Source organism: Rheinheimera sp. SA_1, from assembly GCF_001669775.1.
GTDB lineage: Bacteria > Pseudomonadota > Gammaproteobacteria > Enterobacterales > Alteromonadaceae > Pararheinheimera.
This window is the reverse complement of the sequence record NZ_LXWK01000011.1, coordinates 854,129-871,176: the sequence shown is the minus strand read 5'-3', so window position 1 is coordinate 871,176 and position 17,048 is coordinate 854,129. Positions and strand designations below refer to the sequence as shown.

Sequence of the window (17,048 nt, the reverse complement as noted above, 5' to 3'; positions counted from 1 at the left end):
AGTGCCTGTTCGTACAGCAGCCTACTGTCAGCAAATATGTCAGTGTCGCTGTTCTTTCGCCGGGCCTTCGACCAGCACCACATCAACCAGGCCTTGTTCAATCGCCAGACTCAAATCGGTTTCCAGTTTTGCCGCGATATCCTGATAAGGCTGATTTAAACCCAACAGGCCATAAGCACGGTTGCGGCCATGTACTTTGCCCAGATATAACGCCATATCAGCCAATTGTAATGCTTTTGGCCAATTTAACGTTTGTTCATCAAGTCCGGCAAAAGGATAGGTCAAAAAGCCTGCCGACGCTGTCACTTGCAACTGTTGTTTGCCGAAGGTGATACTGCTGCTGCCGATGACATCCAGTACCCGCTGGGTAAAGTTGGTCAGCGCGGTCATATCAACCCGGCGCAATAAGATCAGAAACTCCTCACCGCCCCAGCGCCAAACCATGTCATCAGTGCGGGTCAGAGTGGTTAACCTTTTGGCGATTTCCACCAGCACCGCGTCACCAGCGGCGTGGCCATAATGGTCATTAATATGTTTAAAGAAATCGATGTCGAGCAGGATAAAACCGTCGGTCAGTTGTGGTGCTGCGACGCGCCGGTCACTTTGTTGCCGCCGTTCCATATGTTCGAGTAACGAGCGGCGGTTAAACAAGCCGGTAAGTGGGTCGCGCAATGACTGATAGGCCAGTTTGTCGTTGGCTTCTTTCAGTTTTAAATTCGCTTGCCGCACTTTTCGATACAGTAAAAACAATAAACAAGAGGCCAGCACCACCACGATTCCGATCAGCATGGTGACTTTTTGTTGCAGGTTTTGCCGCTCAATTTCTATAGCATTCAGCTGATTTTGTTGGGTTAGTGCAGCAATTTCTTTGGTTTTCTCTTTTGCTGAGAATTCTTCCTGCAACTGATTTAATTGTTTTTCGCGATCTTTTTGGAAAATCTCCGACGACAACTGATTGTATTGCCGCAATACATCGGCTTCGGCCTGATGCTGACCGGCAAACCGATGGGCGTCCGCCAGTTCGAGCAAATAGGCCATTAAGTCCGCTTTGCCACCTAAAGTACCAAACTCCTTAATCATTGCCTGCATTTGCGCAATGCCTTTTTCATAATTTCCCTGTAATACCTGGACATAACCCAGATTAAAGGTCGAAAGGGCAATGGTCGGTTTATCCTGCTTGCTGATGCCAAAAGCCAGGCTTTGCTCAAAATAACTGGCAGCTAAATCCAGCTTGCGCTGTCGCAGATAAATATCGCCAATGTTGTTTTGCAGTATGGCTTCGGTATAGGGGTTATTTAGCTTACGTGCCGAAGCAAGCCCTTGCTGATAACTATTCAGTGCGGCTTCCAGTTCACCCACATCGACCAGAATATATCCTTCCTGAATGTAAAAGTCGGTGACATAACCGGCCAGATCCGGATTGTTTTTCGACTCTTTCAAACCTTCTTCAATTGTTTTTATGGCCAGTGGATAGTTGCGCAAACTACCATGTAAATTGGCAATGCTGGCTTTGAGGTACATTTTCCGAAACGGCGTACGTGGGTTTTCATCCCGTTCAATGCTGGCATACGCCTGATGAAATGACGCCAGCGCCAGCTCGTATTTGCCTTGCCAGGACTGAAAACTGGCCGCAGTATTCCAGGCAAAGTAACGAATTCTGTTCTGCGTGGCTTTTGGTGCATATTGCAATAAAGGTTCAAGGTAGCTGACCGCTTTGGCACTTTCGCCACGACTCCAGTATTGCTGCAAATGCTCAGCCAGCACTTCAGCCCAAATATCCGGATCCTGCTGTTGTTCGGCGATTTGCCAGTTTTCCTGTAACAACAGGTCGGCTGCCGGATAGTTTTTTTCTGAAGATAATTGTGATGATAAATAACTGTTGAAGCGAACTTTGGTCGCCGCTGGGGTAAGCGCAGTGATCTGCGGTGCTACTTTCTGCAATAAGGCGGCTGCCGCCTTAAGATCACTGGAGGTCAACTGTAAATACTGTTCCAGTTCTGCTTCCAGCCTGGCATCAACCTCCGGCACAGCATGCGCAGTACCAAGGCTCAGCCATAATAGCAGCACCGGCACTGTGCCCTGAATGAATCTCTGTCGGAACCAAAGCCATATCTTACGCATCTTTGGATATTTCACCGTTATGTCGATACTCATCAACAGCTTAGTTGGCTATTGCTGCGTCGGGTTAAATTCGTTCTGAAGAATATATCGTGCGGCTGCGACAAAGTCACTGGATCAACTTGAAGTGTTGAAAGTTAAGCTGCTGTGGGTGACTTGCCGATCCCGACGTTGACCGTGAAAAGCTTGCTGCAGATAACGATCCTTCTGCTAAGATACGGTTTTTGCAGCGAGAAGGTCCCCAGGGTGTCGATGAAGGCGGTACATCATTTATTCCGGCAAGTGCTGACATTGATTCTGGTGATTGTCACTTTGTGCGGTATTTGCTTTTGGTTATTGTTTGACGCCCAACCCCTGTTAACCCCTCAAGGTCAGATGAACGCGGATGCAGTGCGGCATAGTAAACAACTGCTGAGCAACCTGAATGCGGCAATACGAAACCCAACCGAGCAACAGTGGGTTTTTTCTGCCAATACCGACGAGCTTAATTCCGCTTTTGCGCTGGCCAGCCGTACCTTGCCTGGCTTTCGTGGCCAGGCGCAGGTCAACCCGGCCGGTTTGACCACATTTATGACTTTACCGGTATCGCTACTTGGTAAACCCTATTATTTAAATGCCAGTGTGCAGGTGCGACCGTCCACCGGTCCGCTGGACGTGCATCAGGTGACGCTCGGCATGTTAACGGTCCCTGGCGAAACTGCGCTTAATCTGCTGGGCTGGTTTGCCGATCAATTGTGGGGCTCTGGCAAAGGCGAAAACCTATTGGCCATGGTTCGCTCGGTGCAATTTCAGCAAGATGAAGTCAAAGTTGAAGTGACCAGACCTGGCGGCTGGGATTTACAACGGCTGAAACAATCCGGGTTGTCAGTCTACCGTGAGTTATTTAGTTCACCGGCGCAAACTGCCAATCTGGAGTTTTATTATAAAATTGCTGCTGAACATGCAGTGGCCAATCCGAACAGCAGTTTAATCAGTTACTTGCAGTTGTTGTTTCGTCAGGCGCAAGCGCGTACTGCGGTTTATCAGGATGAACCTGGCCGGGCGCAACAGGAAAATCAGGCAGTACTGCTGGCGATGGCACAATTGCTCGGTGGCCGTAATTTACAGTTACTGGTGAATGAAGTGAAAAGGGCGCCAGGGGTAAAACCACCCCGGGTTACTTTGGCCAGGCGCCCTGATTTACAACAACATTTTATCTATTCGGCGACCATTCAGGTGCTGACCAATAAAAACGTCAGCGACACTGTTGGCGAAGCCAAAGAACTCTTGGATTCGATTAAAGGCGGTAGTGGTTTTAGTTTTGTCGATTTGTTAGCGGATCGGGCCGGAGTACGATTTGCGCAGATTGCCATTGGTTCCGCTAGCTCAGCCGCGCAATTGCAGCAGTTTTTTAGTCAGGAACGCACCGAAGCCGAGTTATTTCCCAGCAAGTCGCGGTTGCCGGAAGGTATTTCCCAGCAAAGCTTTGAACAAAAATATCAGTCAGTTGATTCAGCCGATTATCAGAAAATACTAGCCGATATCAACCAACGGCTGGATGCACTGCCGTTGTATCAAATTCAGATCCGGGATTAAATTCCCGACGCTGCAACTTCTAACGCCAGCACGCTCAGCGCAAACGCTGATTCAGCTGATCAATCACTTCCACCCAATCGGCATCCTGGGTATAAGATTCCCTTAAAAATGTGGCTTGGGCGGTGTTCCAGAAACTGGCTTTAGATAACGCCAAATCACCTTGTAACCGGTGTTGGCTGATGAAATGTTCGATACTGCTGTAATCGCTGTCGAGTCCCAGCTGATCAAACAACTGACTTAAAGAATGGTGACTGTTATCCATGTTCATACTCCGTTGATTGCTTATCAATTGCAGTATAGGCCAGCAGACGTCATTTACCAGCGAAGCCACAGCGACAGCAGTTTAATGCGGACGCACCGCTTTGCGGCGCAACGTCAGCACCAACAGCACTAAGCCACTGATAGTAAACAACAAGGCCAGCGCCGAGCTTGCAATCAATAAACCGTGATTAAAATCGTCCCGTTCGTCGTAATCCATAATATGTAACATCCAGACAAAATCGAATACCCGCCAGTTATCAGTGCGTACCCGCAGTACCTGGCCAAGTGTTGGTTCCAGATAAAACACCGTGTTGTCGGCATCTGCAAACTGAACTTGCCACACCGGTGTGGTCAGGCCACGAGCTTCCAGCGGTAATTCATCAATTAAGGTAGCACTTTGCAGCATGCCGGCGCCTTTGTAACCTTGTTGCGCCAGCGTGCGCAGTTCCGGTTCCGTTACGGCCGGCAGCGGACTGCCATCCAGTGCATTGAAAAACTGTAGTTTCCCATCGTTATCCAGTTGATAGACCGGCAGCTCGCCGCGTTGTCTCAGGCTTAACACACCGGTTTGAGCTGGCAATTGCGCCGGACTCACTCTGGCCAGTTGCCAATTGATGGGCGGAACCGGCGCGCGTAAATGATCACCCCGCACTTCATCAATCGGCAATATCGACATCACCAGCCCGCTGCCAAACCAGGCCAAAAGTTGCAATGACAACAATAAACTCAGCCATAAATGAAAGGTTCGCCAGAACCGGATAGAGCCGAAAATGCGCATAGGTCGCGTAACTCGCTGATTATCAAAATTATAAAAACTTATCCTAACCGGAAAATTTTACTTACAACAGGGGCTGCGGCAATTGGTCGCACCGGCTGCCAGATTGTTGTGTTCATTGTTGGATCAAAAGCTTTGGCGCCAACTATGCTTACAGCAGTGTTGGTAAAGTCGGAAGTTCGCATGACAAAAGTTGTTTGTTGGATAGTGATGGTGTTCAGTCTGACGTTGCCAGCGCTGGCGCAGGAGAAACCACCACTGCAAGTGCTGGTTGGCATGAACAAACCCCCTTATGTGCAAATTGAAACCTCAGATGGTTTTGAACTGGAATTACTGCGTGAAATCGTGTTGCGGATGGGCTACCGCGCTGAATTCACCCATGTACCGAATAAACGGATCCAAACTTTACTGCAGCAAGGGATCGGCGATATCGCCACTTTGCAGCCAATGAATAACGCCCAATCTGAACTTTTCTACAGCTGCCCCTATATTCGCTACCAAAATGTGGTGGTCAGTCTGGAAGCAGATGCGCTTTCTATTGTGCAATTCAGTGATTTACGTGACTTGTCGTTACTGGCTTTTCAGAATGCCTCGCAGTTGCTGGGGGATGATTACCGGCAAGCGGTCGAGCACTCTTATAAATACCGCGAAACCGTGGAGCAAAGTAGTCAGGTAGAGTCGTTGCATAAAAAACGGGTGCAGGCGCTGGTGATGGATGTGAATATTTTTTATTACCATCACGACAAAATTTCGCCACCACAACAAGTTAAAATTCACCCGTTGTTTCCGGCCAGCTATTACCGCGCCGCTTTTCGTAAAGCCGAAGATGCCAAAGCATTTGATGCTGCGCTAAAAGCGGTGTTGCAAGATGACAAATACCACTTGTTGCAGGAGCGCTACCGGATTAATGCGCAGTCGTTGGTGGAAGGGGCTTGTTAGGGCAGTCGCTGATGACTGACCGTCGCTTTGAACGTTGCCACCAACAAAAAGCCGCACTGATTTGAGTGCGGCTTTTTTTCAAGCTTAGGGCTGAGTTAATTGGTGTTTACTTACCCACTTTATCCCCGGCAAACCCAATCACCATCGCATTGGCCCAGTTGGCGCAGACTTTTTCGTTACCTGCTTTGGTGCGCAAGCTCAAAAGTTTAATTCCGCGAATATCCAGTTGCGGTTTCACCACGGCCGGCGCCTGCAAGGTGCCTGAATCGTACAGTAACTGGTCGTCACCATAGATTTGGAATTGCACGCTGCCATGCTGGCGACAGCTATCGTCGATGCCAACATCGGCGCGGAACAGTTGCCAATGTCCTGATAGCGGGTAATCGATGCGGCTTTGCCCGGCAACCCCTAAGCCTTTACGGAACTTCAGTCCGTTCATTTGCATGTGGCCGCCATCTTTGGCTTTTTTGCCGCCGTTCGCGCTATTGAGTTCCACCGGGCCGCGGCTATTTTCGCTGACGCTGGCGGTCACTTCCGATAATGGCTGTTGCAACTGCGGCTGATTGGGCAGTGGTTGCTCCAGCACTTTAAATTCGGAAATGGTGATCGGCGTGACCTGTTTTGGCAACAGGGCGTTAAAAGCTTTGGCGATGGCCGGTTTTGTTTTGTTGTCATCGACTGCTTTGTCATCGCCAGCCGCCGTTACCATTGGATCCAGCGCGCTGCCATCTTCTGCCTGATCCTGGGTACTCAGCACCCGGAATCTGAACAAGGTACCCGCTTTGGCCGGGAATTCGACTTTTTGGCTGGTCTGCTGCACTTTTAACGTGCCGCGATGTGCCACTTCGCCCCATTCGCCGTTGTTGTCAGCAATATAGACTTCATAATCGCGCACCTGACCATATTTCCAATGCTGGTCATTCCTTGGCGCAATTTCAAAACCGTTGACCATCCGCCGCTCGCCAAGTGCCAACGTAAATTCGTGAGCACCGGTTTTCAGTGCTTGATCGCGTTTGGTTCTAAACCAGGTGGTTGGATTGTCATCAAAAGCATTTTCCAGCAGATGACCCGACTCTTCGGCAGGGCGGTTCAGCACCAGCAAACTGTCGGCGGCGATGGCGTTGCCAAGCTCCGGCGCGGCCGGATAACCAGCGGTGGCCGCTAAAGTCAGCGCCGGATTAATGGTTAGCTCAAACTGCAACGCTTCGCGAATTGAGACCTTTGCAGTTTTGGCATAAATCACCCCGTATTTTTCGGTGCTGAAATACCAGCCACTTTTTGCTATTTCAAAAGCTGCAGCGTCTTTGAGTTGTGGCAGCGCTTTCCCTGCCAGTTTTACCTGCTCTGGTTTGACTCTGCTATGTACCTGCAACTGATATTGCCGTTGTTGCTCCTGGCCCTGATATTCACCCGTGACCGGCGCAATCTCAATTTGAATGTCACCGGCTTTCCCTTCAGGCGCCTTGACGGTAAAGGCTTGCTGACTAAATTTGCCCTGCTGATACTGGCGGGTATTGCCATCATCTTCATACATCAGATAACTGCTGGTGCCATAAGGGTAAATATCCAACGTCAACACGTCTTTGGGTTTTTCACCGTCATATAAGGATGCCGGATACATCGGCAAAATTGCGCCGGCGCGGACAAACAGCGGCATGGTTTTTAAATCAACTTTGTAGTCGAGTTTTAGGCCGGATGCAGGTGCATCAACCACCCGGCCATCCCAGTAGTCAAGCCACTGACCTTGCGGCAGATACACGTCTTTGCGCCAGCCTTTACTAGCTGCCATCGAACGATACACTGGCGCCACTAACAAATCTTTGCCGACTAAAAACTGATATTTATGGGCTTCGGTAAAGGCGTTTGGATCTTGCGGAAAGTCCCACATCAGGCCGCGTAAAATCGGTGCGCCGGTGATTTCCGCTTCATAAGCGGCGGTATACATATAAGGCATCAGCCGCATTTTCAGTTTTAGATAATCGCGGTTGATGCTGCGGTAAGGTTCGTCGTACCACCACGGATGTTTACGCGCCGCTTTGGCCCAACCCGACATGCCCATTAGCACCGGCGTAAAAGCTTTCCACTGTAAATCGCGGGTGTAGGTTTCCGGGCTGCCGCCAAAAATCGCGTCGACATCGCCGGTGGCGTAAGTCTGGCCAGATAAACCCGAGCCAATTAAGGTCGGAATATGCCAGCGGATATAGTCCCAGCTGGCGGACTGGTCGCCGGTCCAGGTCACGGCGTAACGTTGAATACCGGCCCAGCCCATCACTGTCCATAAAAAGGGTCTTGAGTCGGAGTTATTGAGAATGCCGTCAGCGGCGGATTTATTAGCGTCGAGCGCAAACTGATAACCCTGTCCGGTCCAGGCGACATCGAGTTTTTGCGCGCGGGAACCGGCGGTGCCGACTTCCCAGGCGATTTTATCAACGCCGTTTTCGGTCCAGAGGCCGGTTCTGAACCCGTATTTAGCCAGACCTGCCACGACTTTAGGTAAATCGGTATAACCACAGCCGTAGCCATCGTTGGGTAAGATCCAGCCGCCTGGCATGTCGTGTTCACGGTATTTTTTGGCAACGGTTTCAATCACATCCGGTGTGGTGCCGGTAGGGCCATCGCTCCAGCCTTCCGGCACTGTGCCTGGTTTTTTCACGTTGTCGCCGTCGTTGTAACAATCGGCGTCGCCATATTCAAAGGCCCAGCGCGGAATGAGTCTGGCGCGGCCGGTGAGTTCGGTGTAGTCAGCCAGCACGTCTTTAATCGAGTCACCGACAAAATAATAACTGTCAAACCGTTGTTCGTTGTGGCTTAAGTTAATGTATTCGCTGGAGCGAAAATCGTAACTTCCGTTGGCCCAGCTGTTACGCAGCACACCATAACCTTTGCTCGACATAAAAAATGGCGCCGGACTTGGCCTATCACCTTCTTCCCAGCCACCAGAATAAGAAATTTCCATAGTTTTGCCTTTAAATTCAAAGGCTCCGTTTTGCTGGCCGCCGCCGAAAAACCGCTCGTTGCTGTCGCTACTCAGTGTCTGGAAACTTGAGTCTTTCGCCAGTTCCAGCGGTTGTAGCTCTTCAAAAATCAACCTTTGATTATCGGCTTGATACAGGGCGAGTTTCAGCGGTTGTTTGTAGATACGCAGCGCAATGGCGCTGGTTTGCAGCAGTTGATAATCACCTTGATCGCTCAGGCTGAATTCGACTTTGGCGTAATCGTTTTTAATGACAATGGCAGCGGCTTTATCGCCTGGGCCAGTGAAAGCGCTGTTTTTGCTTTGATCAGCACCAGCGGCCTGCAGCCGGAACAAACCCGGTTTGAGCAGTTGAATTTGCAGCCGGACTTGCTGATCGGTTTGCATTTCGACCTGGCCGGTTTCGGCTCTAATGTGCTGTAAATTACCGATCGGTGCGCCAACAGCGCTGAATATCAACGCCTGACTGACCGCCAGTGCTAACAGGGTCTGACAACAACGAATAGCCATGGAACAACCTCTTTTGTGTAAAAACGCCGGAATAGCTGTTTGCGATCCCGGCGGATAAATGTGTGTGCGTCGTTTTACAGGGCGATGCTGCGGCGTACTCACCAAAAGCCGTACGCCGTCACCAAAGCTACATCAGACTGAGCTTAAAAATTGCCGCGAATGCCAACCGCCAGCTGGGTGCCAAAACGTTCCAGAAAGTTCACCTGATCTTCTTGTTTTACATAACCCCAATAACGTTGATTAGTGAGGTTGGAAACTTCAGTATAAACAGAAAGTTGATCGTTGATGTCGTAGCTGGCGCTCGCATCAAGCTGACCATAATCGGCAATCCAGCTGTCGCCACCCCAGTCACCCGGATAGAGTAAAAACTTACTCCGCCAGTTATACGCCAACCGGGCCTGAATGCCGTCTTTTTCGTAATAAACCACGGCATTATAGGAATTTTTTGACATGCCGGTATAAGACAAATCGGCGAGTTCCGGATCCTCAAATTCGCTGTCGACATAGGTATAGTTCAATTGGAAACCCAAGCCATCAAAAGGCACCGGTAGCCAGTTTTCCATCGACTGTTGCCAGGAAAATTCAGCCCCTTTGATGCTGGCGCCATATTCACCGCTGATTGGATATTCGGCATAGTAATTCACGCCATGCAGCTCGACCGGTCCACGCGCGGTGCTGATAAAAGACTGAATGTCTTTGACAAATACACCTGCCGCCAGTTGGCTGCTATCAGCAAAATACCATTCCAGCGTAGCGTCATATTGTTTTGCCATCTCGGGCGGCAAATCAGGGAAGTTAATACTGAGTTGCGGTAAACCTTCTTTGAACGTGGTGAAATTTGGTGCCACCCAGGGTTTTAACTGGTCGAGGCTGGGGCGACTCATCACTTCGGCGGCAGAAAAACGGAAAAATAAATCTTCCAGCAAGGTCAATTTAAAGTTGAGGCTTGGCAACAGCTTGCTGTAATCGCCTTCATAACTCAACTGCTGCACGGTTCGCCAATCGTTATTGATCGGTTTGCCGTTGGCATCAAGCACGACTTTTGCCAAATCGTAAGAAAAACCACTGCTGGTCACTTCGGTTTTACTGCCCCGCAGGCCAAGGTTTAAAAAGTACGGCATATCAAACAAAGTATCTTCGATATTCATTTGGATAAAGGCTGTGCTGATGGCCTCTTTGACATTAAAAGCGCCGGCCTGATTCAGCTGTGGCACGATGCTTTTGTCGGCGGCTTCGGCATTGATGCTGCGGTAGTAAGCCAGCAATTTATCGTAATCAAAACTTGGCCATGGTGTCGGGTGTAAGCCCGCTTCGCCATCCAGGAACTTGTCAAAATTGGCACCGACAAACACATCGGTCGGGATGCGGAATAATGAAAAATCGCCCTGGTTGAAGACAGTACTGTTGTCGAAGCTATATTTGTCGCGGGTCAGATAAAAACCGCCATTACTGAACTGGCTGGGGTTTCTGGATGAAAACTCACTGCGGGCTTTGGTCTGCTGCACATAAGTGACGCCGGCATCAATTTTGGTGATGATTGAATCGTCGACTGTGTAAGTCGCCAGTAGTTTCAGATCGTCAACCTTATCGGTGACACCGGTGCCGCTGTTGTAACTGTAATGTGCGCCGTACTTTTGTTCTGAGTTTAATCCCGGAGCTATGGAGACGTCGGGTAGTTTGTTGTTTTTGCTGTAATCGATGCTAATCGAATCAACAAAACCACGAGCGACGATAAACCGATTATCACCGGCATTCTGATCTTTGGCTTCTGAGTGAGAATAATCTGCCGTCAGTGCAAGTTGCTCGTTGAGTTGGAATTTAGCATTGCTGCCAAACTGCCAGGTGTCGGTTTTACGGGGTGTCGTCAGGTTCAATAATTCAACCATTGGATTAGCGGTTTGCGTCACCGAAATCACCCGGCCATCTTCGCCAAATTTTGCATTGCCAAAGATTGGCGTGCCGGGCGTCCAGCTTTCGTCGTAGTTCACAAAACCAATCTGATAGCGGTTACCGTTGGTGTTGTAACGTGAGTACAGCACATCGGCACTCAAATCAATCCAGTCGGTTGGCTGATACTGCACATTTAACGTGCCACCAAGACGCTCGCGCACGTCCTGTGCATTGGCGTAATACATATAAGCCGGTACTTTTGATGGAAACAGTTCATTGGTTTGATTAATGGCACCGTCATTATTCATATCAACCGGAATGGTGGCTTCAGTCACTCCTTCAGCTTCGTCATAAAAGCCTGCTGCAGAATAAGTATCATTGCGTAAAGTCCGTTCTGAATAAGCACCGGTCAGCAACACGCCAAGTTTTCCTTCATCAAACAAATCACCAACCAGAAACGAAACATGCGGCTGGGTGTCACCGGTGCGTTCTTCATACACACCTTTGGCAGAAGCTGCCATGGTGAAACCTTTTAAATCCAGCGGCTTACGGGTTTGAATGTCAACAACGGCGCCAATACCACCTTCCTGCAACCGTGCTTCCGGCGATTTATACACCGCAATAGTGCTCACCAGTTCAGAGGCAATGGTGTCGTAATTAAAATCGCGGCCGCTGTTTTCAGATGCGAGTTTGCGGCCATTCAGCGTTGTGATGTTGTAACCAGCGCCAAGGCCGCGGATCACCACATTCTGCCCTTCGCCACCATTACGGGTAATGGTAATGCCCGGGATCCGCTGCAACGCTTCGGCCAGGTTTTCGTCGGGGAATTTACCAATATCTTCAGCGACCACCACATCAACCACGCTGGTGGCATTTTGTTTTAAAAACAATGACTCTTTAATACTGCTGCGAATACCAGTGACCTGGATTTTTTCCACTTGTTCATCTTTGGCATTTTTTGCTTTGTTATCAGCCGTATCTTCTGCCGAGGCGAGCATGGGTTGCACTGCCGCCAACGCCAATAGTACCAAAGTGGTTAACTTAGTTTTGGCAAAGGACGTTGGTGAAAATGGCGATTGTGAAAACTGCCTTGTTGAATGGTGATCCTGCGAAATGTTGCGAACTGACATACTCCCCTCCGGTTTGTTATTTTTTGTTTTGAAATTCCCGAATTGCCCATATCGCAGTTACGCTTGGTTGGCGTAAACTCAGTCACAACGCAAAAACAGTGACTTTTTGGCGATAACCGTCGATAACTCTCGACAACTATGGCAAGTAAAACCTTCGATACGCTGTTATATCGCCAATTCGAAAATGATCGCAAGTTATATTTGGCTTTCGTTTATATGTTTTTTACCTTGTTTTCGATTCGAATAGATCTGAAACTTCTATCGGAAAGGGTATGTGATTTCTGGTATATCTTTTAATTCTTTATAAAACTTATACTTAGTAAGTTTTTTTCGAGTTTTTAATTGCCGCGGAGTGAATTTTCAAGAATAAACGCTTTTGAAATATCGAAAACGAAAGCTATTGAAAGTTTATTTTTTGATGGTATGGTACAAACCAAGCAGCCCAAGACGGGCAGGGAGCAGGGGTGGAGAGTTTAAATACGATTGAGCGGCAGCAGGAAATCGTCCGACTGACGCAGACACAGGGCAAAGTGTCGGTGGCCGAGTTAGCGCAGCGGTTTAGCGTGTCCGAAGTGACCATTCGCAGCGATCTGGCGACGCTCGACAGTAAACGGCTGGTCGTGCGTTCACGCGGTGGCGCCATGGTCAATGATGATTTAAGCCGGGAATTGTCGCTGAAAGAGAAACGACAAAAACACTCGGATTTAAAACAAAAATTGGGCCGGGCGGTGGCGGCGCTGATCGCCGACGACGAGCGGATCATTCTCGATTCCGGCACTACCACAGAAGAAGTGGCTGCCTGTTTGAGTGAACATAAAAACCTGATTGTGATGACCAATGGTCTGAACATCGCCTCTGAGCTGGCCGGGTTTGAAAAAGTTGAAGTGATGATGACCGGCGGTCTGCTGCGCAAAAAGTCGATGTCGTTTTACGGCGCGCAGGCAGAACAAGCATTACGGCATTTTCAGTTCGATAAAGTGGTGCTGGGTGTGGATGGTTTTGATTTACGCACCGGGCTTTCGACCCACTTTGAAGCAGAGGCCACACTAAATCGGCTGATGTGCGAAGTGGCGCGGGAAATTATTGTGGTCACCGATTCGTCAAAATTTGAACGTCGGGGTTTTCATCTGATTTGCGCGGCAAACCAGGTGCATACCTTAGTGACCGATGCCGGTATTCCGGCCGGGACTGTCGAAGAACTGACCCGGATGGGGGTGCACGTGCAAATCATCAGTTAACAGGAGTGCTATGAAAGCTTTGCTTGATTTGATCCGTGCCAACAAAGCGGGTCAACCTTTGGGAATATATTCGGTTTGTTCAGCGCACCCCCAGGTGCTTAAGGCCGCGCTGGCACAGGCAAAGCAAGATGGCAGCCAGTTACTGATTGAAGCAACCGCCAATCAGGTGAACCAATACGGCGGTTACACTGGTATGCAACCGTCTGATTTTATAGATTTTGTGTATACACTGGCCGATGAAGTGCAGCTAGCGCGCTCACAAATCCTGTTTGGCGGTGATCATTTAGGTCCGGTCTGCTGGAAACATCAGCCCGCCGCAGCCGCGATGCAGCAAGCCGAACAGTTGATCAGCGCTTATGTGGCGGCTGGTTTTCAGAAAATTCATTTAGATACCAGCATGGCCTGCACTGACGATGTGCTGCCGCTGTCCGACCGGCTTATCGCCGAACGCGCGGCGCGGTTGTGCCTGGTGGCCGAACAAACCGCTATCAACCACTTTGGCCAGAGCGAACTGTGTTATGTGGTCGGCACTGAAGTACCGGCGCCAGGCGGTGTGGCAAGCCTGGAAGCTACGCTGGAAGTGACCTCTGTCGCACACGTGGCGAAAACCCTGTTTGATCATCAGCAGGCCTTCGCGGCCGCCGGTTTAACCGATGCCGTCTGGCAGCGGGTGATTGCCGTGGTGGTGCAGCCCGGCGTCGAGTTTGATAATACCCACATTCATCATTTTCAGGCCGACAAAACCGCCGCTTTGGCCGGTTTTATCCGCGATATTCCGCAGGTGGTGTTTGAAGCTCATTCTACCGATTACCAGCCGGCACAGGCTTATGCGCAATTGGTACGCCAGCATTTTGCGATTTTAAAAGTCGGGCCGCAGCTGACCTTTGCGCTGCGTGAAGCGTTATTTGCGCTTTGTTTAATTGAACAACAACTGCTGCCAGTCGAACAACAATCCTGTCTGATTGCAGTCTGCGAGCGCGAGATGCAGCGTCAGCCCAATTATTGGCAGGCGTTTTATCAGGTGAGTGCTGATCAGCAATCGTTGTTACGCCAATTTAGCTACAGCGACCGCATCCGTTATTACTGGAACTTGCCGTTGATCCAGGCGGCGGTAGATAAGCTTTGTCAGAACCTGGCGCAGCAACCTATTCCGCTGCCGTTGCTGAGTCAATTTTTGCCGGTGCAATACGAAGCTGTACTCAACGGTGAGTTGACTGCGACCCCGCAGGCATTGATCCAGCACAAAATCCGCCAGGTGACAGCACGGTATGCCGCAGCTTGCGGCCGGGCTGTAGCGGCCTGAAGTTTCGACAGCGCTTGATTGTTTGAGACGTTTTTTCGAATGGGTATGACTGACTGTGGCGACATCCGGCAATCAGGGTTAAGGAGTAAAGAAGTGGTGGTTTGTTCTGAAGTAACTTCAACAAGGCTTGGGCTGAGCGCGGCGCAATTACAACAAACGGGCGGCGGCTTTACCGCGCAGGAAATTTCCCAGCAACCGGCTATCTGGCAGCAGTTGGCTGCGGAATTCGCCAGCAAAGAAACGGTACTGCGCAGTTGGTTGCAACCGTTGTTAATGCTGCCGGATTTACGGATTATTTTTACCGGTGCCGGCACTTCGGCTTATATCGGCCAGACGGTAGTGCCGCATTTAATCAATAAGTTACCTTTGGCTGGCCAGCGGGTAGAAGCGGTCAGTACCACTGATTTGGTCAGTCATCCGGAATTATATCTGACTCCGGAATTACCAACGTTATTGGTTAGTTTTGGTCGCTCCGGTAACAGCCCGGAAAGCGTGGCAGCGCTGCAAGTCGTCGATGCGCTGGTTGAGCAAAGGTTTCATTTAATGATTAGTTGTAACGCCGATGGTCAGTTGGCGCGGTTTGCCGCTGAACAACCACATTGTGCTTTATGGTTATTGCCTGATGCTTGCCATGATCGCAGTTTTGCCATGACCAGCAGTTTTACCGGTATGTTATTGGCAACCTTGTTGTTATTTGCGCCGGACGCCAGCGCCTTGCAACAAGCTGTGTTGCTGAGCGAACAGGTGTTGCAGCAACACCAGCAAATCCGGCAATTGGCGCAAACGCCATGTCGGCGGATGGTGTTTTTAGGTGCAGGTTGTCTCAAAGGCATAGCACAGGAAGCGGCACTGAAATATCTGGAACTGACCTCAGGGCAAATTGGCAGTTATTTTGAAAGTCCACTGGGATTTCGACATGGTCCAAAATCGCTGGTCGATGCGCATACCCAGATTGTGTTGTTGAAATCGACTGATCCTTACAGCCAGCAATATGATCTGGATTTGGTGCAAGAGCTGCAAGCCGATGGCCGGGCACAGGCGATTACGGTGTTGGATGTGGCCCAGTGGCAGGCGCTGCTGCCAGCTGCAACGCCAGTTTCAGTAATAGCAGACGTCTGGACTGCCTTTCCATATATTGTATACTGCCAGACGCTGGCGTTTTACAAAGCCTTACAGCTTGGCATCAGCCCGGATAATCCATGCCCTGGCGGCGAGGTCAACCGCGTGGTGCAGGGGGTGACTATTTATCCGTTACCTGAACCAATGCCTAATCAAATGCCAAGTGGGCAGGCAACAAGCACAAATTCAGGATTTACTGCAGCCAGAGGAAACCGCTGATGGTGTACGGTTTGGATATAGGCGGAACTAAAATTGAAATTGCAGTTTTTACTGAACAATTTCAGTTGCTTGAACGGTGGCGGGTGCCAACGCCGACTCAGGATTATCCGCAGTTTTTACAGACAATCGCGCAGCAAATTGATAAAGCTGACCAATTTCTGGGGAAACGTGCGCCGGTTGGCATCGCGCTGCCAGGCGTGGTTGCACCCAAAGGGGTGGTGATTTCTTCCAATGTGGCCTGTTTAAACCAGCGCACGGTCGCTGCAGATTTAAAAGCGCGGTTACAGCGGCCAGTGGCGCTGGGGAATGATTGCCGCTTGTTTGTATTGTCAGAAGCGATGCTTGGCGCAGGCCGAGGTTATAGCCGGGTTTTTGGGGTGATATTGGGCACTGGTGCCGGTGGTGGACTCTGCATCAACGGCGAGCTCTATCAGGGTCAACAACAGCTGGCAGGTGAATTTGGTCATCAATCAATCGCCGGCCGGGTGCTGGCGCAATATCAGCTGCCGCTGTATAGCTGTGGTTGTGGTTTAAAAGGCTGCGCCGAAACCTATATTTCCGGCACTGGTCTGGCGCGATTATACAGCCATTTCAGCCAACAAAACCTGACGACCTACGACTGGATCACTGCATTTCGCAGCGGTGACGTGGTGGCGCGCCATACTTTTGATTGTTATATGGACGCGCTTGGTGCTTGCCTCGCCAGTCAGGTGCTGGCTTATGATCCGGATGTGATCGTGATTGGTGGTGGCTTATCTGATCTGGATGAAATTCACGTCGCGCTGCCGGCGGCAATTGGCCGGCATTTGTTTCAGGGGGCTGAGGTGCCGCTGCTGAAAAAAGCCGAATTTGGCGCTGCCTCCGGTGAACGTGGCGCGGCGATTTTGGGGTTGCAATCGGCGACAGCACGCTGATTTTTTTATAAATTGTAGGGCGGATCAGCGAAGCGCCATCCGCCAAGCCCGCAGATAAAGTTGGGCACCGCATTTATGTGCGA

The 17,048-nt window shown here is 50.1% G+C and carries 11 protein-coding genes; 6 read left to right on the top strand and 5 right to left on the bottom strand.

What is annotated here, in order from left to right; genetic code table 11:
- Positions 1–39: 39 nt before the first annotated feature.
- The gene (locus A5320_RS04810) at positions 40–2,121 is read right to left on the bottom strand and encodes a tetratricopeptide repeat-containing diguanylate cyclase (protein ID WP_197489973.1); all 2,082 of its coding nucleotides are present in this window, start codon (positions 2,119–2,121) and stop codon (positions 40–42) included.
- A gap of 249 nt (positions 2,122–2,370) precedes the next feature.
- On the opposite strand from A5320_RS04810, the gene A5320_RS04805 reads away from it, so the two are divergent.
- Positions 2,371–3,693 carry a hypothetical protein gene (locus tag A5320_RS04805; RefSeq protein ID WP_068061645.1) on the top strand — a complete coding sequence of 441 codons (1,323 nt, stop codon included), beginning with the start codon at positions 2,371–2,373 and terminating at the stop codon, positions 3,691–3,693.
- Positions 3,694–3,727: 34 nt separating this feature from the next.
- Here A5320_RS04805 and A5320_RS04800 read toward each other — a convergent pair whose 3' ends face one another.
- On the bottom strand, positions 3,728–3,955 hold the full coding sequence (locus A5320_RS04800; RefSeq protein ID WP_068061642.1) for a DUF2789 domain-containing protein: 228 nt from the start codon (positions 3,953–3,955) through the stop codon (positions 3,728–3,730).
- Positions 3,956–4,036: 81 nt separating this feature from the next.
- Positions 4,037–4,732 carry a hypothetical protein gene (locus tag A5320_RS04795; RefSeq protein WP_068061639.1) on the bottom strand — a complete coding sequence of 232 codons (696 nt, stop codon included), beginning with the start codon at positions 4,730–4,732 and terminating at the stop codon, positions 4,037–4,039.
- A gap of 180 nt (positions 4,733–4,912) precedes the next feature.
- Here A5320_RS04795 and A5320_RS04790 point away from each other — a divergent pair, with 180 nt between their 5' ends.
- Complete coding sequence (locus A5320_RS04790) at positions 4,913–5,668, top strand: substrate-binding periplasmic protein (RefSeq protein WP_197489972.1); 756 nt, start codon at positions 4,913–4,915, stop codon at positions 5,666–5,668.
- Positions 5,669–5,774: 106 nt separating this feature from the next.
- On the opposite strand, the gene A5320_RS04785 is transcribed toward A5320_RS04790, so the two are convergent.
- Both A5320_RS04785 and A5320_RS04780 read right to left on the bottom strand, forming a co-directional pair.
- Positions 5,775–9,152, bottom strand: a complete 3,378-nt coding sequence (locus tag A5320_RS04785; protein WP_068061633.1) for an NPCBM/NEW2 domain-containing protein — start codon at positions 9,150–9,152, stop codon at positions 5,775–5,777.
- 143 nt (positions 9,153–9,295) lie between these two features.
- On the bottom strand, positions 9,296–12,172 hold the full coding sequence (locus A5320_RS04780; protein WP_231916652.1) for a TonB-dependent receptor: 2,877 nt from the start codon (positions 12,170–12,172) through the stop codon (positions 9,296–9,298).
- 464 nt (positions 12,173–12,636) lie between these two features.
- On the opposite strand from A5320_RS04780, the gene agaR reads away from it, so the two are divergent.
- From agaR to A5320_RS04760, 4 genes are all read left to right on the top strand, one after another.
- Positions 12,637–13,410 (top strand): transcriptional repressor AgaR, encoded by a 774-nt coding sequence (agaR, locus tag A5320_RS04775; RefSeq protein ID WP_068061630.1) that lies wholly within the window; start codon positions 12,637–12,639, stop codon positions 13,408–13,410.
- Positions 13,411–13,420: 10 nt separating this feature from the next.
- The gene (locus A5320_RS04770) at positions 13,421–14,713 is read left to right on the top strand and encodes a D-tagatose-bisphosphate aldolase, class II, non-catalytic subunit (protein ID WP_068061627.1); all 1,293 of its coding nucleotides are present in this window, start codon (positions 13,421–13,423) and stop codon (positions 14,711–14,713) included.
- A 93-nt stretch (positions 14,714–14,806) separates the two neighbouring features.
- On the top strand, positions 14,807–16,051 hold the full coding sequence (locus A5320_RS04765; protein WP_068061624.1) for an SIS domain-containing protein: 1,245 nt from the start codon (positions 14,807–14,809) through the stop codon (positions 16,049–16,051).
- Positions 16,051–16,965, top strand: coding sequence for an ROK family protein (locus A5320_RS04760; protein WP_068061621.1), 915 nt, complete (start codon positions 16,051–16,053; stop codon positions 16,963–16,965). Before A5320_RS04765 ends, A5320_RS04760 begins: the two co-directional genes overlap by 1 nt.
- Positions 16,966–17,048: the final 83 nt, after the last annotated feature.

Bases quoted from the DNA above. Each gene is read 5' to 3' on its own strand.
- A5320_RS04810 (WP_197489973.1), bottom strand. From the start codon at position 2,121: ATGCGTAAGATATGGCTTTGGTTCCGACAGAGATTCATTCAGGGCACA.
- A5320_RS04805 (WP_068061645.1), top strand. From the start codon at position 2,371: ATGAAGGCGGTACATCATTTATTCCGGCAAGTGCTGACATTGATTCTG.
- A5320_RS04800 (WP_068061642.1), bottom strand. From the start codon at position 3,955: ATGGATAACAGTCACCATTCTTTAAGTCAGTTGTTTGATCAGCTGGGA.
- A5320_RS04795 (WP_068061639.1), bottom strand. From the start codon at position 4,732: ATGCGCATTTTCGGCTCTATCCGGTTCTGGCGAACCTTTCATTTATGG.
- A5320_RS04790 (WP_197489972.1), top strand. From the start codon at position 4,913: ATGACAAAAGTTGTTTGTTGGATAGTGATGGTGTTCAGTCTGACGTTG.
- A5320_RS04785 (WP_068061633.1), bottom strand. From the start codon at position 9,152: ATGGCTATTCGTTGTTGTCAGACCCTGTTAGCACTGGCGGTCAGTCAG.
- A5320_RS04780 (WP_231916652.1), bottom strand. From the start codon at position 12,172: ATGTCAGTTCGCAACATTTCGCAGGATCACCATTCAACAAGGCAGTTT.
- A5320_RS04770 (WP_068061627.1), top strand. From the start codon at position 13,421: ATGAAAGCTTTGCTTGATTTGATCCGTGCCAACAAAGCGGGTCAACCT.
- A5320_RS04760 (WP_068061621.1), top strand. From the start codon at position 16,051: ATGGTGTACGGTTTGGATATAGGCGGAACTAAAATTGAAATTGCAGTT.